The sequence below is a fragment of the Streptomyces sp. SID12501 genome, from assembly GCF_010550245.1.
GTDB lineage: Bacteria > Actinomycetota > Actinomycetes > Streptomycetales > Streptomycetaceae > Streptomyces.
Map to the genome: position 1 here is coordinate 54,678 of NZ_JAAGLU010000037.1, position 21,722 is coordinate 76,399.

Sequence of the window (21,722 nt, forward strand, 5' to 3'; positions counted from 1 at the left end):
CCGACGTACTCTGCGGAAGAGGGCGGGCGTTGCCGGGGCGCCCAGGCAACGGCGAGGGCTGACATGGGCGAACAGGTTGACGGGGACGGCGAGTCGGGCCGGGCGGTGCTGGGGCGCACGCTCAGGTTCCTGCGGGAGAAGGCGGGCAAGTCGCTCGGCCAACTGTCCGAAGAGACCGGCTACGACAAGAGCTACCTGTCACGGCTGGAGTCGGGCGAGCGGCTGTCCAAGGTGACGGTCATGGAGGACCTGGATACGTATTACGGGACCGATGACCTGCTCGTGAGCCATTGGAGGGTGGCTCGGCTGGACGCGTTCAAGGACCAGTACAAGGCGTTCATGGGGCTGGAGGGGACGGCGCGGGTGATGTGGTTGTTCGCCCCGTCAGTGCCTGGACTGTTCCAGACCGAGGATTTCGCCCGAGAGGTGTTGTCTGGTGGCCAGACAACGGAGGACAGCGACGAGTCGATCGATGAACTCGTCGCGGCGCGCCTTGGCCGGCAGTACCTACTGCGGCAGAAGCCGTTGTCGGACGTCCGCGTGATCATCGACGAGGTCGCGTTTCGGCGCCCGGCCGCCAGCGCCAAGACGTGGGGCGAACAGCTGGTTCATCTTGAGGGCGTTGCCCAGTGGTCCAACGTGACACTCCAAGTACTGCCGTTCTCCGCAGGAGTTCACCATCACATGAACGGGTCGCTGACGGTGCTCTGGCAGAAGAACGGAAGCAGCGCTGCCTATAAGGAAGGCAACGAGTGCAGCGAGCTGATGGAGGACTCGGAGGACGTCCTGCGACTCCGACTGTCCTACGATCGGCTTCGCGACCTGGCGTTGTCCCCGTCGGATTCGCTCACGTTCATCAGGGGCCTACTGGAGGAGCGCAGCCCATGACGCACACTCTCGACCTCAGCACGGCTGTGTGGCGCAAGTCGAGCTACAGCGGAGGCGGTGCCAACGACTGCGTCGAGGTCGCCGACGGCCACGTGGGCCTCGTCCCGGTCCGGGACAGCAAGGCCCCGTGCGCGCGCCCGCTGGTCTTCGCGGCGGCGTCCTGGTCCGTGTTCGTGGAGCGGGCCAAAGGTGAGCCCGGAGTGAACACCATCGGGTGAAGAAGGCGGGAAACCGGGCCGGGACGGGGAGCGATCCGGTCACGGTGACGTCATGGCAGAGATCACGATCACCAACCCTTTGGCAGCTCAGCAGCTCGCCGAACCGTCCTGGGTGCGTCGACAATCCGCGTGGGGACGGTGAGCGCGGCTAAGGTCGTAGACACGACGCGTCGAAGGAGGACATCGATCATGGTTGCCCACGCTGCGGAAACCGATGCGGTCGTCCCCCCCATGCCCGAGCGGACCCCGAAAGCGCTGCGCGGAGCCATTGCCCAGCACGCTCCCGTGCTTCTCCCTGATTTCGACGCCCACTGGAAGTGGGCGATCGCTGACGCGTACGACCCCGGTCCGGTGCCTGCGTTCCTGGCCCGCTGGTGGTGCGAGTACGCGATCGCCCGTGATCCGCAGCTCGACGCCCACGTGACCGAGCTCCAGCATCGTGCCGCAGAGGCAACCGACATTACTGAGGCCAAAGCCCTGATCGACGAGGTGGCGAAGATTCGCTACGGCACGCGGAAGCTGGAGCCCGGCGAGTGACCGATGAGTTCATGGGGCCGCCTTGGCAGATGGACTGGCGGCTCGATGCCCTCGTCGGCCGTGATGCGCTGCCCGAGAATGCGCGGATTCTGGTTGACGAGGCTCGCGCTGAGCTGGTTACCGCAAAGGACCCGTATTTCCGGGGAGTCGACGCTGACGGCGATCTACCGGAGGGCATGCGCGTTGAGCCGGTGCGGTCCAGCGACCCCAAGGGGCCGCGCATCCTGTACTTCGACATGGGCTACGGCTGGCTGGTCTACAGCTTCGACCGGCGCTGCCAGGATCCGCAGATCCTTGTCTACGAGGTCTTCTGGCAGGAAGCCGACCCGCTTGAGTTCCCTACACCGCCTCCGGCGGCGGAGTAGCCGCCCCAGGCAGCCGTACCGTGGCCACCGTGCCGCCGCCCGCCGCGCGGGCCAACGTGACCTCTCCGCCCGCCTGTTGGACCGTACGGGCGACGATCGACAGGCCCAGGCCGGAACCGGGGAGCGCGCGCGCCGAAGGTGAGCGCCAGAAGCGGTCGAAGACGTGGGCGATCTCGTCGGCCGGGATGCCGGGGCCGTGATCGCGGACCGTGAGTACGCCGGACGCGAGCTGGACCTCGATCGTGCCGCCCTCGGGGCTGAACTTCACCGCGTTGTCGAGGATGTTGACCACCGCCCGCTCCAGGGCCGACGGTTCCCCCCGGACGAACCAGGGTTGGACATCCGCCGTGATCGTCAGCTCGGGGCCTCGCAGACGGGCCCGGCGCAGGGCCGACTCCACCGTGTCCTCCAGAGCGACCACCTGGACGCGCTCACCTCGCTGCCCCTCCGAGCGGGACAGCTCCTGCAAGTCGCCGATCAGGGCGGCCAGTTCGGTCATCTGAGCCTTCACCGACGCGAGCAGCGCCTTTCGGTCCGCCTCGGGGAGGGGGCGGCCTGTCTCCTCGCTGCGGGTGAGGAGTTCGATGTTCGTACGGAGAGAGGTCAGGGGGGTGCGGAGTTCGTGGCCGGCGTCCGCGATCAACTGCTGTTGCAGCTCACGGGCGTTGGCGAGGGCGGATGTCATGGAGTTGAAGGAGCGCGAGAGGCGGGCCACCTCGTCGTCGCTCTCGTCCTCCACCGGGATGCGGACGCTCAGGTCCTCGGTGCGGGCGACGTGTTCGACGGCCTCCGTGAGCTTGTCCACGGGGCGCAGGCCCGCTCGGGCCACCGCCAGACCGGCCGCACCGGCGCCCACGACTCCGATGCCGGAGACGAGGAGGAGGATCAGGGCCAGCTCGTTCAGGGTGGACTCGGTTCCCTTGAGGGAGACCGCGATGACGAGGGCGGCGTGATACGGGTCCGTGCCGGGTTCACTGACCACCACGGGCAGGGCCATCACCCGTACCGAGTCGCCGTCTTTGTCAGTGCCGTTGTGGAGGATGCCGTTGGTGGCGCTGGTGTCCTTGATCAGCTCTTTTTCGGCACTGGTCACTTTGACCGCACCCTCGGAGAACCCGGCGACGCAGATGGTTCCGTCCGGCTTGACCAGCTGGAGGTAGTTGGTCGGGGCCCGGAAGTCATTGCTGTTCTGCTGCGGAGTCTCGCTGCAGTTGGCGACGAGCTGGCGGAGGCCGTTGTCGTCGAACCCGCGCTGGGTCATCTTCTGGAGGTCGTTGTCGACCTGGTCGTACAACTTCCCCTGCACGATGAACCAACAAGTCACCGAAACCGCCGCCACCGCGAACGCCACAGCGGCAGCGACCAGCATCGACAGTCGCGCCCGGATCGGCAGGGTACGGAACCGGCGTCCCACTCTGCTCATTCCGCGCCGCCCTGTCGAAGTACGTACCCCACACCCCGGACCGTGTGGACGAGGCGGGGCTCGCCGCCCGCCTCCGTTTTGCGGCGGAGGTACATGACGTACACGTCGAGGGAGTTGGAGGACGGTTCGAAGTCGAAGCCCCAGACCGCCTTCAGGATCTGCTCACGGGTGAGGACCTGGCGCGGGTGGGCCAGGAACATCTCCAGGAGGGTGAACTCCGTGCGGGTCAGTTCCACCGCCCGGGCGGAGCGTGTCACCTCGCGCGTCGCGAGGTCCATGCGCAGGTCGGCGAAGGTGAGGGCCTCGTCCTCGGGGAGGCTGCCCGCCACCGCCGCTGCCGCGTAGGAGCTGCGGCGCAGCAGGGCCCGTACCCGGGCGAAGAGTTCGTCCAGTTCGAAGGGCTTGACCAGGTAGTCGTCCGCTCCCGCGTCCAGGCCTGTGACCCGGTCGCCGACCGTGTCCCGGGCCGTGAGCATCAGGATGGGCGTGGTCGTGCCCGCGCCGCGCATCCGTCGGGCCGCCGTCAGGCCGTCCATCCTCGGCATCTGGATGTCGAGAACGACCAGGTCGGGCTGGTACGCGGTCGCCTTCTCCAGGGCGTCCGCGCCGTCGACCGCGACCTCCGTGTCGTACCCCTCGAAGGCGAGGCTGCGCTGGAGTGCTTCGCGCACAGCCGGCTCGTCGTCGACGATCAGGATGCGCTGGGTGTCACGGTCGCCTTCGGCGGGGCTCATGGGCGTGGATTCCTCGGGTGCGGTGGGACGTGTCGGGGCTCCTTCAGCCTCGCACGTTTCCGGTCTGCTGCGGAGAGAAAGGATCAGCCGTGCAGAGGATCAGCTGAGTGCGGGACGGCGACTGCGCGTCGTCACCCTGCGGGCGGCGGCCGTATGCGTGACCGTGGCGACCTCTGCGGCCCGGGTCTTCGCCGTCGCCGTCGGCGGGTGCAGGGCGAAGGCCACGCCGAGGGCGAGGTCCAGGGCGGCCGGGCCGGTGGCCGCCGTACCGACGGTCAGCTTGTGCGAAACCTGCTTGATCATGACGTACCCCTGTCTCTGTACTTCTGCTTCGGAAGTTCTCGAAGTTCTCGAACTTCTCCGCGTCAGGTGGTGGAGCCCGAGCGCAGTGTCGCCAGGTCGGACTTGACGGTGTTGATCGGGATGGCGAAGCCGAGGCCCGCGCTGCCCGCGTCCGACGAGGACGAACTCGCCGAGTACATCGCGGAGTTGATGCCGATGATGTTGCCGTTCATGTCGATGAGCGCGCCGCCGGAGTTGCCCGGGTTGAGGGACGCGTCCGTCTGGAGGGCCTTGTACGTCGTGGTGGACGTACCGGTGTCGCCGTTGAACTGCTGGCCGCCGAACTCGAAGGGCCAGCTGCCGCTGCCGCCGCCCTGCTGTTGCTGCTGGCCCTGACTCTGGCTCTCCTCCGTGGCGACGGTGACGTCACGGTTGAGGGCGGACACGATGCCGCTGGTGACCGTGCCGGTCAGGCCCTCGGGAGAGCCGATCGCCACGACCTCGTCGCCGACCTGGACGCCGGCGGAGTCGCCGAGGGTCGCCGTCTTCAGACCGGAGGCGTTCTCCAGCTTGATGAGGGCCAGGTCCTTCTTGCTGTCGGTGCCGACGACCTTCGCGGTGTACGTCTTGCCGTCGCTCGTCGACACCTTGATCGACGAGGCACCGGTGATGACGTGGTTGTTGGTGATGATCTCGCCGTCGGACGTGATGATCACGCCGGAGCCGGTCGACGAACCCGCGTTCGAGGTCGCGTTGATCTCGACGATGCTCGGGCTGACCGCCGCGGCGACCCCGGAGACCGTGCCCTTGGCGCTCGACGGCACCACGTTGGTGCTGGTGCTGCTGGAGGTGACGGCGGAGTTCGAGTTGGTGAGCTCCTGGATGCCGTACGCCGTGCCGCCGCCTATCGCCGCGGCCACGATCGCCACGGCGGCGAGGAGGGCGAAGGGGCCCTTCGCACGCTTCTTGCGCCCGGCGGGAACCTCGTCGGCCGGAGCCTCGGCGAGCAGGGTGGCGGTGGCCGCGGGCTGCTCGTACGGCGCCTGTTGGCCGTACGGAGCCTGCTGGGCCTGCGGAGCCTGGGGCTGGATCTCGGCCGGTTCCCGGTACGCGGGCTGCTGGACCGTCGGCGGCTCGTACGCCGGCGGGGGCGGCCACTCGGGGTTCACCGGAGAGGAAGTCTGGGGGGTGGGGGCGGAAGCGTACTGCTGCTGGGGGTACGCCGACTGCGGCTCGTGGCCCTGGGGGGTCTCGTACTCGCCGCTGCGGCGGAAGCTCTCGGTCATGGAAGAGAGCTTGTCCCGTCAGCATGAGAGCTGGCTGAGTGCTCCCTGAGAAGCCCGACAGAAGCTCGTATGCCCGAAATAAAGAGGTCAGGGACCTGCGACCTGCGTACTGGTGCGTACCGGCTACTCGCAGCCGCAGGAGCGCCGGGTCACCAGCCGTGACGGGAACAGCTTCAGCCGCTCGCGCCGCGCCCCCGCCACCCGTACCCCGTCGTCGAGGACCAGGTCGACGGCCGCGCGGGCCATGCCCGGGCGGTCGGAGGCGACGGTGGTGAGGGGCGGGTCGGCCAGGGCCGCTTCCTTGATGTCGTCGAAGCCGGCCACCGCCAGCTCGCCGGGGACGTCGATGCGCAGCTCGCGCGCCGCGCGCAGCAGGCCGATCGCCTGGTCGTCGGTGGAGCAGAAGATGGCCGGGGGACGGCGGGCCGGGTCGGCGAGGATCTCCAGGGCGGCCTTGTAGGCGTCGTACCGGTTGTAGAGGGCCTCGAAGAGGCGGCCCTCCGTGGAGACACCGGCCTCGTCCATCGCGCGCCGCCAGCCCTGGACGTGGTCCGAGACGGGGTCGCCGACCGCCGGGGTCTCGGCGATGCCGCCCATACAGGCGACGTACTCGTAGCCGTGCTCCAGCAGGTGGCGGACGGCGAGGTGGGCGCCGCCGAGGTCGTCGATGACGACGGCGGCGTCGTCTATCGCCTCGGGGCGTTCGTGCAGGAGGACGACCCGGGCGTCCCAGGCCTCGATCTCCGCCGCCGCGTTGTCGTTCAGGGCGTGGCTGACGAGGATCAGCCCGGAGACCCGCATACCGAGGAAGGCCCGCAGATAGTGGACCTCGCGCTCGGCGATGTAGTCGGAGTTGCCGACCAGCACCATCTTTCCGCGCTCGGACGCCGCCTGTTCGACCGCGTGCGCCATCTCCCCGAAGAAGGGCTGGCGCGCGTCCGGCACGATCAGGCCTATGAGGTCCGTGCGCCGCGACGCCATCGCCTGGGCTACCCGGTCGGGCCGGTAGCTCAGTTCCTTGATCGCGGCGAGGACACGCTCGCGCGTGGCCGGGGCAACCGGCCGGGGTCCGTTGTTGATGACATAGCTGACGACGGCGGTGGAAGTACCCGCCAGCCGAGCCACATCATCCCTAGTCACCTTGGCCACGCGCGGAGTCTACGCGGATGGACCCGCTCTGGGCAGGGCGTAAGGAATTCGTTCCACCCGCCCGGAGCGCGGACCATGCCGTGCGCCGTCACCCGGCCACCGAGGTCACGCCTCGGCGGTGACCTCGGACGACTCCGTGACCGCGTCCAGGGCCGCCGTATCGCCCGTACCGCCCGCATCGTCCGACTTTGCGAGGGCCGCCTTGGCCTTCGCCTCGTCGCTCGTGCGGTCGCCCTTCTCCGGCGTAACGAATCGATAACCGACGTTGCGGACGGTCCCGATCAGCGACTCGTGCTCGACGCCGAGCTTCGCGCGCAGCCGTCGTACGTGCACGTCGACCGTCCGGGTGCCACCGAAGTAGTCGTAGCCCCAGACCTCCTGGAGGAGCTGTGCGCGCGTGAAGACACGGCCCGGGTGCTGGGCGAGGTACTTCAGGAGCTCGAACTCCTTGAAGGTGAGGTCGAGGACCCGGCCCTTCAGCTTCGCGCTGTACGTCGCCTCGTCGACCGAGAGGTCGCCGTTGCGGATCTCCATGGGGGAGTCGTCGTTGACGATCTGCTGCCGGCCCATGGCGAGCCGCAGTCGCGCCTCGACCTCGGCCGGACCGGCCGTGTCGAGGAGCACGTCGTCGATACCCCAGTCGGCGGTGACGGCCGCGAGGCCGCCCTCGGTGACGACGAGGATGAGCGGACAGCCGGGCCCGGTGGAGCGCAGGAGCTGACACAGGCTGCGCACCTGGGGCAGATCCCGCCGGCCGTCGATGAGGATGACGTCGGCACCTGGGGTGTCGACGAGAGCGGGGCCCTCGGCCGGAGCCACGCGCACGTTGTGCAGCAGCAGGCCGAGGGCGGGAAGTACCTCCGTCGACGGCTGGAGGGCATTGGTCAGGAGGAGAAGTGAACTCATCGAGTCCCACCTACCCGGATAGTCGTCGCCATACGGTCGTGCACGTTTAGCTCGCCCATAACGTCTGGTTCCTCCTCGGTCCCTGCGAGGACGTTGCGGCACTGCTGTACTGCTGCGCGATCTGCGTGGCGTACACCTGCGGTTTCCTTCAGCGTTCCGCTTCGTAACCCGCTTCGTATACAGCGCCACCGAAAGCACAAAAGGACTCGGGGGCTGCGCTGCCCGAGTCCTCTGCCCAGCAGAATAGCCCACATGAGCACTGGTTCGGCAGGTCATGTGACGCGATCTTTCACCGTCCCGAACTCTGAGACGGCCGATCGCACCCCTCTGCGGAGGTTTCTGACCACCGACGACGGGGTGACGATCGATGCCGTATACGAGCCGGGAGGCGTTGTATACGACACCTCGACGCCACTTTCCGATCACCTTTCCGATCATCTCGTGTTCGTCGTCGCACACGGTTTCACGGGGGATGTGGACCGGCCGCACGTTCGACGGGTGGCGGAGGCGTTCGCGCAGTACGGGGCCGTGCTGACGTTCTCCTTCCGAGGGCATGGGGCGTCCGGCGGACGCTCGACGGTCGGCGACCGCGAGGTCCTCGATCTGGCCGCCGCGGTCCGCTGGGCACGTGAGCTCGGGCACACCCGGGTGGCCACGGTCGGCTTCTCGATGGGTGGCTCGGTGGTCCTGCGGCACGCGGCGCTGTACGGGAGCTCCGGGGAGCGGAAGCGTGGGGGGCGCACGGGGGCGGCGTCGGACGTGGTGGTTTCGGTGAGTGCGCCGGCCCGTTGGTACTACCGGGGCACGGCCCCCATGCGGCGCGTGCACTGGCTGATCACCCGCCCCGAGGGCCGCCTGGTGAGCCGCTACGGACTCCGTACGCGGATCCACGACCGGGACTGGAACCCCGTACCCCTCTCCCCGGTGGAGGCGGCGGCGCGGATAACACCGACCCCGCTGCTGATCGTGCACGGCGACCGGGACGGTTACTTCCCGGTGGACCACCCGCGGATGCTCGCGGAAGCGGCGGGCGACACGGCCGAACTGTGGCTGGAGCCGGGCATGGGCCACGCGGAGCACGCGGCGGACGACGAACTGCTGCGGCGCATAGGGGACTGGGCTGTCGCACAAGCGGGCTAGCCTTGGCGGCGTCACAGACAACAGCGACAGGCAACAGCAGCAGACAATTGACTGCCGGCCGATCGAGGAAGCAGAGAACAGGCAGATGCCAAAGGTCACGGTGCGCTACTGGGCCGCCGCGAAGGCCGCGGCCGGGATCGCCGAGGAGCCGTACGACGCGGCCACCCTCGCCGAGGCGCTGGACCAGGTCCGCGAGCGGCACCCCGGTGAACTCGTCCGCGTCCTGCGCCGATGCTCGTTCCTCATCGACGGTGACCCCGTGGGCACCCGCGAACATGAGACGGTACGGCTGGCCGAGGGCGGCACGGTCGAGGTGCTCCCGCCGTTCGCAGGAGGGTGAGCGCAGCGCTATGAGCGACCAGCAGCGACATGGGCAGCAGTACGGCGAGTCGTACGAGGGTTACGAGGGGTACGACCCGTATCAGCAGCCCCAGCGACAGCAGCAACAGCAGCAGTACGGGGGACAGCAGCCTCAGGCTCAGCCCCAGACTCCGGCCTGGCCCGGGCAGCAGCAGCCGGCCTACGACGACGGGCAGGCGCAGCAGTACACGCAGCAGTGGCAGGGCCAGACCTGGGAGACGCAGATGCAGGCCCCGGTGACGGCCGCACCGGTCGCCCCGGCCGCGGTGGCGCAGGTGCCGGAGACTCCGTACCTGCCGCCGCAGGGGACGGGGGCCGGGGCAGGTACGGCCGGCGCCGGGTACGGGCCCGCCACGGTCGCGGGCAACACCCGGGTCACCGATGCGCAGCGGGCCCGGCTCGAGGGACGTTCGCCGATCATCGAGCCGGGAATGCAGCCCGCCGCCCTCACGGCACTGCTCGGGCTGCTGCTGTCCGGTACGGCGGCCATCGGTACGTACGCGCTGGTGGTCCCCCTCGTCATCCTCCAGGCGGTCACGGCGGCGGGCTGGTTCCGGCTGAACGGTATGTGGCCCGCCCGGCAGGGCATCGTCCTCGCCTTCGCGGGCGCGGTGACGGCTGACGTGGCGCTGCTGGCGGCGGGGCGCGAGAACGCGCCGGCGGCGATCGTCGGCACGCTCGGGGTCTGGGTCGTGCTGACCCTGTTCCTGCAGCTCCGGTCCCACGCGGACCCGGACACCCGGATGTCCGGCCTGATGGCGACGATCGCCTCGGCGGCGCTGGCGATCATCGCGGCGGGTCACCTCGCGGCGGAGCCGGACGCGGTGAGCGTCGGGGCGGCCGCTGTCGCCGCGGCGGTGCTCGCACGGGCGTTGCCGTTGCCGACGGCGGCGTCGGTGGTCGTTGCCCTGCTGGCGGCTGCGGGGGCCGGGATCGCGGTCGGGGGGATGACCGAGCTGGGAAGCGACGGTGCGTTGCTGGGGCTGTCGGCGGGGGTCTGTGCGCTCGTCGGACACCGGGTGGCGAGCTACGACTACCCGTCGAGGTTCGTCCACTTCACGGCGGGCGTCGCGCTGCCGCTGGCGGCGGCCGCACCGGCGGTGTACCTGGTGGGACGGGCGTTGATCTGAGGGCGGGATCGGCCCGTCCGGCGTTTGAGGACCGGTAGGGGCGGCAGGGGCGGCAGGGGCGAGAAATCGCCCCGCCTGTCACAGACGATCCACAACCACCCCCACCCCGGCCCCTGTCGAAGCCCCGCCGGGTACCGTCGCGAACATGCGTGCACTCCGAATACTCCTCATCGTCGCCGTCATCCTCGGCGGCCTCTTCGTGATCGCCGACCGCGTCGCCGTCGGCTTCGCGGAGGACGAGGTCGCGGACCGACTCAGGGCCAACGAGGGCCTGGCCACCGCACCCGACGTGTCGATCAACGGCTTCCCCTTCCTCACCCAGGTCGTCGGCGGCGAACTCGACGACGTCAAGGTCGGCATCAAGGACTACGAGGCCGCCACCGGAACCTCGGGCCAGAACATCCGCATCGACGACCTCAACGCCCGGATGCGCGACGTCCAGTTCTCCGGCGACTACAGCTCCGCCACCGCGGCCACCGCCACCGGCAGCGCGACCATCACGTACGCCGAACTGCTGAAGGCGGCCAAGTCGGCCGAGTCGGGGCCCACGGAGGTGGTCCCCGGTGTGACCGCCACGGTCGTGGGCCTGTCGGACGGCGGCAACGGCAAGATCAAGGTCGAGGTCGAGGCGACGGTGCTCGGCAAGAAGCTGCCGAAGCCGGTGTCGGTCCTCAGCACGGTCACGATCGACGCCGACACGGTGAAGGTGAAGGCGGACTCCCTGCCCAACCTGGGCATCGACCTCGCCGACGGCAGGCTGCGCACGGTGACGGACTTCCAGCAGAGGATCGACGGTCTGCCCGGCGGTATCCAGCTGGACTCGGTCGAGGCGGCGAAGACGGGTGTGGACATCACGGTGAAGGGTTCGAACGTCAGCCTGGCGGGGTAGGACGCGTCTGGCCGAGGCCCCGCACCGGGCGGGTGTCCAACTGGCGAGACAGCTCCGTCCGTACAGCAGATGTGACGACGGACGCACCCTTCACATCCTCACCCGCACCCCGGCTGTCAGCACCCTTTTCTCACTCGCGTCTCACATTGTGGACGATCGCATCTCATAATGCGACACGCCGGTGACATCCCCGGCAATCCGTCCCTACGATCGACGCTATGCAGCGACAGGCGGATCTCACGAAGCGGCGGGCAGTAGACCTGTGCCGCGTGGCCGCCATGCTCTGTCGCCCTTTCTGAGCGGGAGCGCGCGGCGTCCAGCGGCGCACCACCTCCCGCGGCCCCCGGCGCCCTGCCCCACAGGGCCCCGTGCCCGAGTCGCAGCAGGCCTGACCGCACACGACGGGGTACGACCGACATATACGCACCCCTCTGCTCACGCACTACGCACCACCCCGCCGTAACTGCCCCGGAGGAGAAAAAGCATGAGCCGCAGCGACGTACTGGTAGACGCCGACTGGGTCGAGGCCAACCTCGACAACGCCGACATCGCCATCGTCGAGGTGGACGAGGACACGTCCGCCTACGAGAAGAACCACATCCGCAACGCCATCCGGATCGACTGGACCAAGGACCTCCAGGACCCGGTCCGCCGTGACTTCATCGACGAGGAGGGCTTCGAGAAGCTCCTCTCGGCCAAGGGCATCGGCAACGACACCCTGGTGATCCTCTACGGCGGCAACAACAACTGGTTCGCCTCGTACGCCTACTGGTACTTCAAGCTGTACGGCCACGACAGCGTCAAGCTGCTCGACGGCGGCCGCAAGAAGTGGGAGCTCGACGCCCGCGAGCTGGTCGAGGAGGTCCCCGAGCGGACCGCCACCGCCTACCAGGCCAAGCCGCAGAACAAGTCCATCCGCGCCTTCCGCGACGACGTCGTGGCGGCCATCGGCTCGCAGAACCTGGTCGACGTGCGCTCGCCCGACGAGTTCAGCGGCAAGCTGCTCGCCCCTGCCCACCTCCCGCAGGAGCAGTCGCAGCGTCCGGGCCACGTCCCGTCCGCCCGCAACATCCCGTGGTCGAAGAACGCCAACGACGACGGCACCTTCAAGTCGGACGACGAGCTCAAGGAGCTCTACGCCGACGAGCAGGTCGACCTGGCCAAGGACACCATCGCGTACTGCCGCATCGGCGAGCGCTCGGCCCTGACCTGGTTCGTCCTGCACGAGCTGCTGGGCGTGGAGAACGTCAAGAACTACGACGGCTCCTGGACCGAGTACGGCTCCCTGGTCGGCGTTCCGATCGAGCTCGGCGCCAACAAGTAACCCTCGAAGTCAAGTCAGTCAAGTCAAGGCCTGAAGGACGGAAACGACATGTGTGGAGCGAAGGCCGGCGGCCCGGACGCCTCGACGATCAAGCCCGGTGAGACCACGATCCAGGGTCAGGTGACCCGCGACGGCGAGCCGGTGGTCGGATACGTCCGCCTCCTCGACTCGACCGGCGAGTTCACCGCCGAGGTCCCCACCTCGGCGACCGGGCAGTTCCGCTTCTACGCGGCCGAGGGCACCTGGACCGTCCGCGCCCTCGTCCCGGGCGGCACGGCCGACCGCACGGTCGTCGCCCAGACGGGCGGCCTCTCCGAGGTCGCCATCGCCGTCTGACGGCACCAGCAGCAGTAACCGAAGGGCCGTACTCCTCGATTCGGGGGTACGGCCCTTCGCCGTGCACGGCGAACTACCCTTGACCCATGTACGCGCGACGGCGCCACGCCTACTTCGCCATGATGGGGACGTGCATCGGCCTCTTCGTCCTGGCCTGGTCGGTCGTACGTCTCTGGTCGATGCCGGTGGCGGTCGGTATGTGCGTGGTCGCGATGGTGATCCCGCCCGTGGCGGCGATGGTCGCCAACCGCCGGGGCCCGGACGACCGCTGGTGGGACGACCCGTCCGGCGACACCAGGTCCGACGAGTGGTGGGACGAGCTGGACGGCAAGAAGCGCCGGCAGTAGCCGCGACCAGGAACCCGACTGGGTCCTCGTCGGCCCCCGCCCGGCACGGAGGGCATCTCCCTCGCCTTCCAGACGGAACGCCTGTACGTCCCGCCGGTCTGGCCCGCCCGCGATCCCGGTGTCCAGCAGATGATGCTCCACCTGGAAAAGAGCGGGAAGATACCCGACTCGCCCTCTCGGTATCAGTAGACGAGCGCCTGCGTCCCGTCCGCCATCGCTTCCTGGACGAAGAGCTGAGCTCCCGCGATCCGTACGCCCTCGATGACGTCCTTCTCGGTGATGTCCCGCCGGGCCGCGCACTGGGTGCAGAGGGTGAGGCGGCCTGCCGCGAGGATCGAGTCGATCAGGTCGGGCAGCGGCGCGGCGTGCGGCAGCTCGAACTCGGCGGCCCGTCCCGGCAGTGCGAACCAGGCCGACTCCCCGGTCAGCCACAGGGACACCTCGACCCCGCTGGCCACGGCCACCGCCGCCACCGTGAACGCCTGCGAGCAGCGCTCGGGGGCATCGGCCCCAGCCGTCACCTTGATCACGAGCTTCTTCGCCATGGCGGCATCGTAGGCCGTGGTACGGACCCACGGGGCGGCGCGTGACCGGCGACCGCGAGCCGGGGTCCGGCCGCGGCCGTCATGTAGTCCGAATCGTGATCAACTCTGTTACAACTCTGGGCGTTCGCCATGGGTCTTCTGTGCGCGCGGATAGGGAATCCGTGCGTCACGTTGCATGGGGGACGTCTTGGAAGTGTCGGAAGTACCCGAAGCGCCGAAGACCCTGGAGGCCGTCGAGGGCGTGGAGGAACCGGCTGTGGAGAAACCGGCTGTGGCGGAGGCCGCAGAAGCGCCGCAGGAGCCGCCCACCCCGCCGCGGGCGCGTCGGCGCGGGCGTACGACGCTGCTGATCGCCGGGGCCGCAGTGCTCGGGCTGCTCGCCGGAACCTGCGCCGGTTATCTCGTACAGGCCGATCGCGAGCCCACCAAGCTGCCCTCGCTCTCGCAGCCGGCGCTCGCGCAGGCCAAGGGTGAAGGGCCCGAGCCGCTGTCGGCTGCGCAGGACCGCCGGGTGAAGACCGACGGGGACCTGCGGAAGCTGCTGATCAAGCGGCCGAAGGGGGCGAAGGACTGGGAGTTCCCGCCGGGCGAGGACGGCTGGCTGGACGCCGCCGACTACGCGGATTGGGTCGAGGACTCGAAGACCTTCTTCGGCGACCTCGTCACGGACGAGTTCCGGCGCACGGCCACCACAACCTGGCGGGTGGGCAGCGCGCACAGCGTCGAGATCCGGCTCGTCCAGTACCGCCAGGAGGAGTACCTCGCCGCCGCGGAGGCCGCCGCCGACTGGAACGTGGAGGGCACCCGCAGCTGGCCCATCCCCGGCACGGGCGACGGCATGGTGTTCGTCACCACCAAGCCCGAGACCGAGGCCGGTTATCAGCCGATGTACAGAGCCCAGGCCCACGCCTGGCGCGGTGACATCGCCATGGAGGTCTGGCTCTACGACACCAGGCCGATCTCCAAGGCGAAGATCATGGACCTCGCCAAGCGGCAGATGGAGCGGCTGTGAACGAGAACGAGAACGAGAACGAGAACGCGGACACTCCTGACGTTCAGAAGAGCCCCGAAGTTCCGGCGACGCCCGAAGTTCCGGAGACGTCCGAGCCTCAGAACGGCACATCTGTCACACCTGTCATACCTGCCCCGGACCTCGCATCTCCGAAGAAGCCGGTGCGCCGAGGCCGTATCGCCGCCATCGCCACCTCCGTCCTCCTGGCCGGCGCCGTCGTCGCGGGCACCGGCTACACCGTCGTGACCGTGGACGGCGCCGACCGGGGCGCGGGTGCCCCCGTCTGGAAGTTCTCGGAGGCCACGGCAGACGAGAAGCGGAAGACGACCCCGTCCGGGCTCGCCGGCATGCTCGTGCCGTACGAGACCGATACCTGGGAGCGCGGCCCGGACATCGGGGAGTTCGGCTCCGACTCCCTGCTCAGCGGGGACCAGGCCACCGCCCTGCGCAAGGAGTCGCTGCGCGACCTGCCCCGCACCCAGCGCAGGCGGCTGGAGAAGCAGATCGACAAGCAGGCCATCAAGGGCATGGCGATGCGCAGCTACGTGGGCTGGGGCGCTGCACCCTCCGATTACTCGGAGGAGCCTTTCACGGTGAGCATCGTGCTGTCCCAGATGGCGAACAAGGCGGCTGTCCGGGACACGTCCCGGTTCCAGAGCGAGTTCATGGCCGCCCTGGACGTCTTCCGCAAGGGTCCGAGGATCGAGGGCCACAAGAACGCCAAGTGCTTCCTGCCGCCCAAGACCGACGAGGCGGAGCTCGACGCGATGTACTGCTCCGCGTACGTCGGTGACGTGCTGGTCAGCGCCACGGCGTACGCGGCCGAGCCACTGAACACCAAGGAAGTCGCGGTGCTGCTGCGCGAGCAGCTCGACCGCATCGCGGAGCCGGGGGAGGCGGTATGACCGAGCAGCAGACCGAGGGGCAGCAGACCGAGCCGGAGCAGAAGGACGCGCCGACGACTTCCCTGCCCGAAGCACCGACAGCGCCACCACTCATACCGGCCCCGGCGCCCCCGGCTGACCCCGTGCCGCCGGTCAGGAAGGATCGTCGTGTCCTGCGTGCCGCCCTCCGCTGGACCGCCGTCGTGGCCGTCTTCGCGGCGGTGGGCGCGTCTGCCGCGTACGGCATCACCCGGATGGAGCGGACCGACGTACCAGGACTGGCGACCGAGCCTGACGGACGGTGGGAGTACCCGGTGCTCGTCCGGCCGCCGTTGCCGTCCGGCAGCCCCGCGCCCTTCGCCGACGTGAACCCGGTCGGCGCCCACTACGCGGACCTGCGCGCACTGGTGCTGCCCGCGCCCAAGGGCGCCGAGGCCGACGAGGGGCTGGCCGGTGAGGACGGCTGGCTGGCGAAGAAGGACTTTCTTTCGGAGTACGCGGACGGGGAGGACCGCGACGAGTTCAGCCAGGTACTCACCGACAACGGTCTGCGGCACATCGCCGCCCGCGGCTGGCGGACGCAGGACGGCACGCACACGCGGACCTACCTGCTGCAGTTCGACACAGCGGCCGTCGCCGAAAGGCTGTTCACGGACATCGCCCACTACGACAGCCCCGAATACCCGATCCGCGGCGGCGAGGAGGCCGCCCCGGACGCGGGCTTCTCGACCGCGTCCCTGCTCAGGGACATCAGACGTTCGCTGTACGTCGAGCCCAAGCCGTACGGCGCCGAGCAGGTCCGGCACGCGTACCTGTCCGCCGGGGACACCATCGCCCTGATCGTCCAGTCCAGGAAGGGCGAGGCACTGGCCGTGCCCTTTCAGCAGACGGTGACCCTGCAGAGCCAGCTGCTCGGCTGAGGGCCTCCACGGACCTCGCTGTGAGCACCGGGCCCCACCCGACTAGAGTGGGGCCCGGCCCTTTCGTACCGCGTGCACCGCCCTGTACCGCGTGTACTGCCCAACCGATCGTCCGAGGAGCACCCCGTGCTTGAGGCATTCTTCGAAGCCCTGCTGGTTCTGGTCGCCGTCGGCGTTCTCGCCTTCGCCGGTCTGACGGTCAAGAAGCTGTACCAGGGCCAGCGCTGACCACCGCCACCAGGAATCGCAGGAAACGCAGCTCATGATCGAGATCCCGTCCGACCTCCACAAGGACCTTCTGCCTCTCGTCTTCCTGGTCGGCGAGTGGGCCGGCGCGGGGGTCTACGACTTCCCCGGCGAGGAGAAGTGCAACTTCGGGCAGGAGGTCACCTTCACGCACGACGGACGCGACTTCCTGGAGTACCACTCCCGCTCGTGGGTGCTGGACGCCGATGGCAACAAGGTCAGGCCCCTGGAGTCCGAGTCCGGCTACTGGCGGGTCGACGCCGACCGCAAGGTCGAGGTCGTCATGGTCCGCCAGGACGGTGTCGTCGAGGTCTGGTACGGCGAGCTGGCCGCCAAGAAGCCGCAGATCGACATCGTGACCGACGCCGTGGCCCGGACGGCGGCCTCGGGCCCCTACACCGGCGGCAAGCGGCTCTACGGGTACGTGCACAGCGACCTCATGTGGGTCGGCGAGAAGCAGACCCCGGACGTCGAGCTGCGCCCGTACATGTCGGCGCACCTGAAGAAGGTCGTCACTCCGGAGGACGTCGAACGCTGGGCGAAGGACCTGCCGGACGACATGCCGGACGACGGAATCGCCTTCTTCAAGTAGACCCGGTCAAGCGGACCCAGTAAGTACGCCCAGCCAGTAAGTACTCCCAGCAAGTGGTCCTAGACTCTCTTGTGTGGTGAGCACCGACTGGAAAAGTGATCTGCGGCAGCGCGGTTACCGGCTGACCCCGCAACGCCAGCTTGTCCTCGAAGCCGTGGACACCCTTGAGCACGCGACCCCCGACGACATCCTCGTGGAAGTGAGGAAGACGGCGTCGGGGGTCAACATTTCCACGGTCTACCGGACCCTGGAGCTGCTGGAGGAGCTGGAGCTGGTCAGTCATGCCCACCTCGGGCACGGCGCGCCGACGTACCACCTCGCGGACCGGCACCATCACATCCATCTGGTCTGCCGCGACTGCGAGAACGTGATCGAGACGGATGTCGCCATCGCCGCGGACTTCACCGCCAGGCTGCGCGAGGACTTCGGGTTCGAGACCGACATGAAGCACTTCGCGATCTTCGGCCGCTGCAAGGACTGCGCCCTCAAGGCTTCGGCTGCCAAGGTTTCAACTACCGAGTCGTAGGCTTGTCCCCATGAAGAGCCCTTTGCTGTTCCTGCCCGGCGCCGTCCCCGCCGAGGGGGTGGACGAAGGCGTCGCCGCCCATTACGGCGAGCTGTTCCGCGAACAGCGTGCCCTCGCCGAGGGCATCGGTTTCGTCGACCTCTCCCACCGCGGCGTGGTCACCGTCACCGGCGACGACCGACTGAACTGGCTGCACCTGCTGCTCACCCAGCACGTCAGCGACCTGCCCGTGGGCGAGGCCACCGAGGCGCTGGTGCTGTCCGCCAACGGCCACATCGAGCACGCGCTGTACCTGGTCGACGACGGCACGACCACCTGGGCCCATGTGGAGCCGGGGACCCAGGAGGCGCTGATCGCCTACCTGGAGTCGATGAAGTTCTTCTACCGGGTCGAAGTCGCCGACCGGACAGACGAGTTCGCGCTCGTCCACCTGCCAGCCGGCGCCATCGCGGAGGTCCCCGACGGTGTCGCCGTACGCGAGACGGCGTACGGGCGTGACCTCTTCCTCCCGCGCGCCGAACTGGAGTCGTACGCCGAGAAGGCCGGACCGGCGGCGGGGCTGCTGGCGTACGAGGCGCTGCGGGTCGAGCAGCACCGGCCGCGGGTCGGGTTCGAGACCGACCACCGGACCATCCCGCACGAGCTGGGCTGGATCGGCACGGCGGTGCATCTGCAGAAGGGCTGCTACCGCGGGCAGGAGACGGTCGCCCGGGTCCAGAACCTGGGCAAGCCGCCGCGTCGGCTCGTCTTCCTGCACCTGGACGGCAGCGAGGTCCTCCTGCCGCCGCCCGGCACGGAACTCCGGCTCGCGGACGACGGGCCCGACGGGCGGAAGATCGGCGTCATCACGACGTCCGTACGCCACCACGAGCTGGGGCCGGTCGCGCTCGCGCTGGTGAAGCGGAACGTGGCGGTGGACGCGCGGCTGGTCGCCGACAAGACGGCTGCCGCGCAGGAGGTAGTGGTCGAGCCGTAGGCCCCCGACCGCCCCTCAGGTCTCCCCTCCGACCTCCCCTCAGATCTCCACGAGAACGGTGAACGGGCCGTCGTTCGTCAGGCTCACCCGCATCTGGGCGCCGAAGCGGCCCGTCGCCACCGTCGCGCCCAGGGAACGGAGTTGGGCGACCACCTCGTCGACGAGCGGTTCGGCCACATCGCCGGGGGCTGCCGCGTTCCAGGTGGGGCGGCGGCCCTTGCGGGCGTCTCCGTACAGGGTGAACTGGCTGATGACGAGCAGCGGGGCGTCGATGTCCGAGCACGACCTCTCGTCCGTCAGCATGCGGATCGACCAGAGTTTGCGGGCCAGTTGGGCCGCCTTCTCCTTCGTGTCCTCGTGTGTGACCCCGACGAGGACGCACAGGCCCTCGCCCGCGATCTCGCCGGTCACCTCGCCGTCCACGACGACGCTCGCGCCGTCCACCCTCTGCACCACTGCACGCATGGGCTCATCATGCCGTGCCGTCCCGACCGGTCGCGCAGGGCCTGTGGAGGGATTCTTTTTGATGCTTAAGCCCCCATCTGGGGCCGTTCGGGGGCACTCGGTCACATAGCGGCCGCCGGGGGTGGCACGATGCTACCCATTCGCCTGTCGAGGTCGAGGGGACGGTAGAGGCACTTGACATCCTCCGCCTCCTGAAGGAGGGGGATTCCTACGGCTCGCGCCGTGGGGTTTTCTGCTTCGTCGCCGACTGCCCGCCCGGAGTGCTCCGTTGAGGTCTTACACCGGCTCCACAGACAGACACCGAGAGCCCCTCGGCCAGAATGTTCTTCGCCGCGTTCACGTCCCGGTCGTGGGTCGTCCCGCAGTTGTCGCACGTCCAGGTACGGACGTTCAACGGCATCCTGCCCTGCAAGGTGCCGCAGTGGGAGCACAGCTTGGACGAGGGGAACCACCGGTCCACGGCGATCACCTCACGCCCGTACCAGCCTGCCTTGTACTCCAGCATGGACCGCATCTCGGTCCAGCTCGCGTCCGAGACGGCCCGGGCGAGCGAGTGGTTCTTGACCATGTTGCGTACGGTCAGGTCCTCGATCACGATCGTTTGGTTCTCACGAACGAGTCGGGTGGTCAGCTTGTGCAGGAAGTCGCGTCTGCGGTCGGAGATCCGGGCATGGACCCTGGCAGCCTTGCGCCGGGCCTTGGCCCGGTTGGTCCCGTCACCCTTGGCCTTACGGGCAAGCTCGCGCTGAGCCTTGGCGAGCCGAGCGCGGTCCTTGCGCTCGAACTTCGGGTTGGTGACCTTCTCCCCGGTGGAGAGTGTCACCAGGCTGGTGATTCCGGCGTCGATGCCAACGGCTGCGCTGACCGGCGCGGGCATGGCCGGCCTGTCGTCGCACAGCATCGAGACGAACCAGCGTCCGGTCGCGTCCTGGGACACGGTCACCGTGGACGGCTGCGCGCCCTCGGGAAGGGGGCGCGACCACACGATGTCCAGCGGGTCGGCCATCTTGGCGAGGGTCAGGCTGCCGTTACGGAAGCGGAAGCCGCTGGTGGTGTACTCGGCGGACTTCCGCGACTTCTTCCGGCTCTTGAACGTCGGGTACTTCGCCCGCTTGCCGAAAAAGTTGGTGAACGCACCCTGCAAGTGCCGGAGCGTCTGCTGCAACGGAACCGACGACACCTCGGAGAGGTAGGCCAGCTCCTCGGTCTTCTTCCACGCGGTCAGCAACACCGACGTGGCGTTGTAATTGACCCGTTCCTGACGCTGCGCCCACGCCTCACTACGGGCTGCGAGCGCCAGGTTGTAGACCTTCCGCACACAGCCGAACGTGCGCGACAGCTCAGCTGCCTGCGCATCGGTCGGATAGAAGCGGTACTTGAACGCCCGCTTCACATGGTTCGCGGTCACGCTCACAAACTAACGTGGCCGCGACTTAAGATCAAACCTGCGGGTCGTAGCACTGCGACCCGCCCTGGCGGCGAATCCCAGCCCACCGCCCTGCTCCGCAGGAGCCTCGTTCCCCCCGGCTGAAGCCGGGGGTATCCACGAAGGAGATCTGATGAGTACACCGAGTGCCGGGCGGCCTCATACGGCCGCCCGACCGCCCGAACAGCGCAACGTCGGCCCGGAAGCTCCGACCGCTCCGGTCACTTCGGTCGGTTCGCTGCTGGCCCCCGCTCCGCCCGAGCACGACCTCGCTGTGCTGCGACTGGCCGAGCTGCGCGTCCTGCGCCGGGAGGCCCAGCGGGACGAGGCCGACCTCAGTTACGTACGGCGGCTGCTGCAGGGGCGCATCGACATCCTGCGGGCGGAGCTCGCGCGGCGCGGGCCCACGTCCGTGGTGTCGGTGGGGGAGGGGTCGGTCGTGGAGCGGCTGTCGGAGATCCTGACGGACGCGCCGGCGCGGCACCGGTCGTCGGCGCGGCACGTGACGCTGGGGATGCCGCAGAGCGAGGAGTACGGGCGGCTGGCGGCGGAGATGCTCGCCGAGGTCGAGCTGTCGGACCTGGACGCGCGTACGGACCCGGAGCTGACGGCGGCGATGGGGAGGCTGGTGCGGTACGAGCAGCAGGTCTCGCGTCGACGGCAGGGCTTGCAGCGCACGGCGGACGACTGCAGCGGGGAGATCGCGCGACGCTACCGGGAGGGCGAGGCCCAGGTGGAGGACCTGCTGATCTGAGTGACGGCCCGCACTCTCAGCCTGTCTGGGGGTCCCCCTCTGCGGGAGGGATGGGACGGGTA

28 protein-coding genes are annotated in these 21,722 nt (G+C 68.9%); 19 read left to right on the forward strand and 9 right to left on the reverse strand.

Annotated elements, in window-relative coordinates; all coding sequences use genetic code 11:
- Positions 1–63: 63 nt before the first annotated feature.
- The 4 genes from G3I71_RS35340 to G3I71_RS35355 all read left to right on the forward strand — a co-directional run bounded on the left by G3I71_RS35340 (position 64) and on the right by G3I71_RS35355 (position 2,008).
- On the forward strand, positions 64–888 hold the full coding sequence (locus tag G3I71_RS35340; RefSeq protein ID WP_164321275.1) for a helix-turn-helix transcriptional regulator: 825 nt from the start codon (positions 64–66) through the stop codon (positions 886–888).
- Positions 885–1,106 carry a DUF397 domain-containing protein gene (locus G3I71_RS35345; protein ID WP_164321276.1) on the forward strand — a complete coding sequence of 74 codons (222 nt, stop codon included), beginning with the start codon at positions 885–887 and terminating at the stop codon, positions 1,104–1,106. Before G3I71_RS35340 ends, G3I71_RS35345 begins: the two co-directional genes overlap by 4 nt.
- 189 nt (positions 1,107–1,295) lie before the next feature.
- On the forward strand, positions 1,296–1,643 hold the full coding sequence (locus tag G3I71_RS35350; protein ID WP_164321279.1) for a hypothetical protein: 348 nt from the start codon (positions 1,296–1,298) through the stop codon (positions 1,641–1,643).
- Entirely contained in the window at positions 1,640–2,008 is a 369-nt protein-coding gene (locus G3I71_RS35355) for a hypothetical protein (protein WP_164321280.1), read from the forward strand. Before G3I71_RS35350 ends, G3I71_RS35355 begins: the two co-directional genes overlap by 4 nt.
- On the opposite strand, the gene G3I71_RS35360 is transcribed toward G3I71_RS35355, so the two are convergent.
- The 6 genes from G3I71_RS35360 to G3I71_RS35385 form a co-directional block, all read right to left on the reverse strand.
- Positions 1,983–3,431, reverse strand: a complete 1,449-nt coding sequence (locus G3I71_RS35360) for a HAMP domain-containing sensor histidine kinase (protein ID WP_164321282.1) — start codon at positions 3,429–3,431, stop codon at positions 1,983–1,985. The genes G3I71_RS35355 and G3I71_RS35360 overlap by 26 nt on opposite strands.
- Positions 3,428–4,165 (reverse strand): response regulator transcription factor, encoded by a 738-nt coding sequence (locus tag G3I71_RS35365; protein WP_164321284.1) that lies wholly within the window; start codon positions 4,163–4,165, stop codon positions 3,428–3,430. The genes G3I71_RS35360 and G3I71_RS35365 overlap by 4 nt, the downstream gene beginning before the upstream one ends.
- Positions 4,166–4,264: 99 nt before the next feature.
- The gene (locus G3I71_RS35370) at positions 4,265–4,468 is read right to left on the reverse strand and encodes a hypothetical protein (protein WP_164321286.1); all 204 of its coding nucleotides are present in this window, start codon (positions 4,466–4,468) and stop codon (positions 4,265–4,267) included.
- A 62-nt stretch (positions 4,469–4,530) separates the two neighbouring features.
- Positions 4,531–5,733, reverse strand: coding sequence for a S1C family serine protease (locus G3I71_RS35375; RefSeq protein ID WP_164321288.1), 1,203 nt, complete (start codon positions 5,731–5,733; stop codon positions 4,531–4,533).
- A 123-nt stretch (positions 5,734–5,856) separates the two neighbouring features.
- Complete coding sequence (locus G3I71_RS35380; RefSeq protein ID WP_164321290.1) at positions 5,857–6,882, reverse strand: LacI family DNA-binding transcriptional regulator; 1,026 nt, start codon at positions 6,880–6,882, stop codon at positions 5,857–5,859.
- A 105-nt stretch (positions 6,883–6,987) separates the two neighbouring features.
- Complete coding sequence (locus tag G3I71_RS35385; protein ID WP_164321292.1) at positions 6,988–7,788, reverse strand: response regulator transcription factor; 801 nt, start codon at positions 7,786–7,788, stop codon at positions 6,988–6,990.
- A 252-nt stretch (positions 7,789–8,040) separates the two neighbouring features.
- On the opposite strand from G3I71_RS35385, the gene G3I71_RS35390 reads away from it, so the two are divergent.
- The 8 genes from G3I71_RS35390 (at position 8,041) to G3I71_RS35420 (ending at position 13,314) form a co-directional block, all read left to right on the forward strand.
- Positions 8,041–8,928, forward strand: a complete 888-nt coding sequence (locus tag G3I71_RS35390) for an alpha/beta hydrolase (protein WP_164321294.1) — start codon at positions 8,041–8,043, stop codon at positions 8,926–8,928.
- A gap of 85 nt (positions 8,929–9,013) precedes the next feature.
- On the forward strand, positions 9,014–9,268 hold the full coding sequence (locus G3I71_RS35395; RefSeq protein WP_164321296.1) for a MoaD/ThiS family protein: 255 nt from the start codon (positions 9,014–9,016) through the stop codon (positions 9,266–9,268).
- 10 nt (positions 9,269–9,278) lie between these two features.
- Positions 9,279–10,418, forward strand: a complete 1,140-nt coding sequence (locus tag G3I71_RS35400) for a hypothetical protein (RefSeq protein ID WP_164321297.1) — start codon at positions 9,279–9,281, stop codon at positions 10,416–10,418.
- Positions 10,419–10,563: 145 nt separating this feature from the next.
- A complete protein-coding gene (locus G3I71_RS35405) occupies positions 10,564–11,307 on the forward strand; it encodes a DUF2993 domain-containing protein (protein WP_164321299.1) in 744 nt (247 codons plus the stop codon).
- 218 nt (positions 11,308–11,525) lie between these two features.
- A complete protein-coding gene (locus G3I71_RS52985; protein ID WP_351335063.1) occupies positions 11,526–11,606 on the forward strand; it encodes an Ms5788A family Cys-rich leader peptide in 81 nt (26 codons plus the stop codon).
- Positions 11,607–11,791: 185 nt separating this feature from the next.
- On the forward strand, positions 11,792–12,631 hold the full coding sequence (locus G3I71_RS35410) for a sulfurtransferase (protein ID WP_164321301.1): 840 nt from the start codon (positions 11,792–11,794) through the stop codon (positions 12,629–12,631).
- A 48-nt stretch (positions 12,632–12,679) separates the two neighbouring features.
- Positions 12,680–12,967: a DUF1416 domain-containing protein gene (locus G3I71_RS35415; protein ID WP_055524959.1), complete on the forward strand. Its 288-nt coding sequence runs from the start codon at positions 12,680–12,682 to the stop codon at positions 12,965–12,967.
- 86 nt (positions 12,968–13,053) lie between these two features.
- Entirely contained in the window at positions 13,054–13,314 is a 261-nt protein-coding gene (locus tag G3I71_RS35420; protein ID WP_164321303.1) for a DUF3099 domain-containing protein, read from the forward strand.
- A gap of 182 nt (positions 13,315–13,496) precedes the next feature.
- Here G3I71_RS35420 and G3I71_RS35425 read toward each other — a convergent pair whose 3' ends face one another.
- Positions 13,497–13,859: a DsrE family protein gene (locus tag G3I71_RS35425; RefSeq protein WP_164321305.1), complete on the reverse strand. Its 363-nt coding sequence runs from the start codon at positions 13,857–13,859 to the stop codon at positions 13,497–13,499.
- A gap of 193 nt (positions 13,860–14,052) precedes the next feature.
- Here G3I71_RS35425 and G3I71_RS35430 point away from each other — a divergent pair, with 193 nt between their 5' ends.
- The 6 genes from G3I71_RS35430 (at position 14,053) to G3I71_RS35455 (ending at position 19,015) form a co-directional block, all read left to right on the forward strand.
- Complete coding sequence (locus G3I71_RS35430) at positions 14,053–14,871, forward strand: hypothetical protein (RefSeq protein WP_343243159.1); 819 nt, start codon at positions 14,053–14,055, stop codon at positions 14,869–14,871.
- Entirely contained in the window at positions 14,868–15,776 is a 909-nt protein-coding gene (locus G3I71_RS35435) for a hypothetical protein (RefSeq protein WP_164321309.1), read from the forward strand. Before G3I71_RS35430 ends, G3I71_RS35435 begins: the two co-directional genes overlap by 4 nt.
- The gene (locus G3I71_RS35440) at positions 15,773–16,675 is read left to right on the forward strand and encodes a hypothetical protein (RefSeq protein WP_164321311.1); all 903 of its coding nucleotides are present in this window, start codon (positions 15,773–15,775) and stop codon (positions 16,673–16,675) included. The genes G3I71_RS35435 and G3I71_RS35440 overlap by 4 nt, the downstream gene beginning before the upstream one ends.
- Before the next feature lie 262 nt (positions 16,676–16,937).
- A complete protein-coding gene (locus G3I71_RS35445) occupies positions 16,938–17,513 on the forward strand; it encodes an FABP family protein (protein WP_164321313.1) in 576 nt (191 codons plus the stop codon).
- Between the two features lie 73 nt (positions 17,514–17,586).
- Positions 17,587–18,039, forward strand: a complete 453-nt coding sequence (locus tag G3I71_RS35450; RefSeq protein WP_164321315.1) for a transcriptional repressor — start codon at positions 17,587–17,589, stop codon at positions 18,037–18,039.
- A gap of 10 nt (positions 18,040–18,049) precedes the next feature.
- Positions 18,050–19,015 carry a folate-binding protein YgfZ gene (locus G3I71_RS35455; RefSeq protein WP_164321317.1) on the forward strand — a complete coding sequence of 322 codons (966 nt, stop codon included), beginning with the start codon at positions 18,050–18,052 and terminating at the stop codon, positions 19,013–19,015.
- A 39-nt stretch (positions 19,016–19,054) separates the two neighbouring features.
- Here the strand turns inward: G3I71_RS35455 and dtd are convergent, their stop codons facing one another.
- Positions 19,055–19,480, reverse strand: coding sequence for a D-aminoacyl-tRNA deacylase (gene dtd / locus G3I71_RS35460; protein WP_164321319.1), 426 nt, complete (start codon positions 19,478–19,480; stop codon positions 19,055–19,057).
- 208 nt (positions 19,481–19,688) lie between these two features.
- On the reverse strand, positions 19,689–20,894 hold the full coding sequence (locus G3I71_RS35465) for an RNA-guided endonuclease TnpB family protein (RefSeq protein ID WP_164321322.1): 1,206 nt from the start codon (positions 20,892–20,894) through the stop codon (positions 19,689–19,691).
- Positions 20,895–21,039: 145 nt separating this feature from the next.
- On the opposite strand from G3I71_RS35465, the gene G3I71_RS35470 reads away from it, so the two are divergent.
- Positions 21,040–21,660: an aerial mycelium formation protein gene (locus tag G3I71_RS35470; protein WP_164321324.1), complete on the forward strand. Its 621-nt coding sequence runs from the start codon at positions 21,040–21,042 to the stop codon at positions 21,658–21,660.
- The last annotated feature ends 62 nt before the right edge of the window (positions 21,661–21,722 follow it).

Excerpts from the sequence above, each read along its gene's own strand:
- G3I71_RS35340 (WP_164321275.1), top strand. The coding sequence starts at position 64 with ATGGGCGAACAGGTTGACGGGGACGGCGAGTCGGGCCGGGCGGTGCTG.
- G3I71_RS35345 (WP_164321276.1), top strand. The coding sequence starts at position 885 with ATGACGCACACTCTCGACCTCAGCACGGCTGTGTGGCGCAAGTCGAGC.
- G3I71_RS35350 (WP_164321279.1), top strand. The coding sequence starts at position 1,296 with ATGGTTGCCCACGCTGCGGAAACCGATGCGGTCGTCCCCCCCATGCCC.
- G3I71_RS35360 (WP_164321282.1), bottom strand. The coding sequence starts at position 3,431 with ATGAGCAGAGTGGGACGCCGGTTCCGTACCCTGCCGATCCGGGCGCGA.
- G3I71_RS35365 (WP_164321284.1), bottom strand. The coding sequence starts at position 4,165 with ATGAGCCCCGCCGAAGGCGACCGTGACACCCAGCGCATCCTGATCGTC.
- G3I71_RS35370 (WP_164321286.1), bottom strand. The coding sequence starts at position 4,468 with ATGATCAAGCAGGTTTCGCACAAGCTGACCGTCGGTACGGCGGCCACC.
- G3I71_RS35375 (WP_164321288.1), bottom strand. The coding sequence starts at position 5,733 with ATGACCGAGAGCTTCCGCCGCAGCGGCGAGTACGAGACCCCCCAGGGC.
- G3I71_RS35385 (WP_164321292.1), bottom strand. The coding sequence starts at position 7,788 with ATGAGTTCACTTCTCCTCCTGACCAATGCCCTCCAGCCGTCGACGGAG.
- G3I71_RS35390 (WP_164321294.1), top strand. The coding sequence starts at position 8,041 with ATGAGCACTGGTTCGGCAGGTCATGTGACGCGATCTTTCACCGTCCCG.
- G3I71_RS35395 (WP_164321296.1), top strand. The coding sequence starts at position 9,014 with ATGCCAAAGGTCACGGTGCGCTACTGGGCCGCCGCGAAGGCCGCGGCC.
- G3I71_RS35400 (WP_164321297.1), top strand. The coding sequence starts at position 9,279 with ATGAGCGACCAGCAGCGACATGGGCAGCAGTACGGCGAGTCGTACGAG.
- G3I71_RS35405 (WP_164321299.1), top strand. The coding sequence starts at position 10,564 with ATGCGTGCACTCCGAATACTCCTCATCGTCGCCGTCATCCTCGGCGGC.
- G3I71_RS52985 (WP_351335063.1), top strand. The coding sequence starts at position 11,526 with ATGCAGCGACAGGCGGATCTCACGAAGCGGCGGGCAGTAGACCTGTGC.
- G3I71_RS35410 (WP_164321301.1), top strand. The coding sequence starts at position 11,792 with ATGAGCCGCAGCGACGTACTGGTAGACGCCGACTGGGTCGAGGCCAAC.
- G3I71_RS35415 (WP_055524959.1), top strand. The coding sequence starts at position 12,680 with ATGTGTGGAGCGAAGGCCGGCGGCCCGGACGCCTCGACGATCAAGCCC.
- G3I71_RS35420 (WP_164321303.1), top strand. The coding sequence starts at position 13,054 with ATGTACGCGCGACGGCGCCACGCCTACTTCGCCATGATGGGGACGTGC.
- G3I71_RS35425 (WP_164321305.1), bottom strand. The coding sequence starts at position 13,859 with ATGGCGAAGAAGCTCGTGATCAAGGTGACGGCTGGGGCCGATGCCCCC.
- G3I71_RS35440 (WP_164321311.1), top strand. The coding sequence starts at position 15,773 with ATGACCGAGCAGCAGACCGAGGGGCAGCAGACCGAGCCGGAGCAGAAG.
- G3I71_RS35445 (WP_164321313.1), top strand. The coding sequence starts at position 16,938 with ATGATCGAGATCCCGTCCGACCTCCACAAGGACCTTCTGCCTCTCGTC.
- G3I71_RS35455 (WP_164321317.1), top strand. The coding sequence starts at position 18,050 with ATGAAGAGCCCTTTGCTGTTCCTGCCCGGCGCCGTCCCCGCCGAGGGG.
- dtd (WP_164321319.1), bottom strand. The coding sequence starts at position 19,480 with ATGCGTGCAGTGGTGCAGAGGGTGGACGGCGCGAGCGTCGTCGTGGAC.
- G3I71_RS35470 (WP_164321324.1), top strand. The coding sequence starts at position 21,040 with ATGAGTACACCGAGTGCCGGGCGGCCTCATACGGCCGCCCGACCGCCC.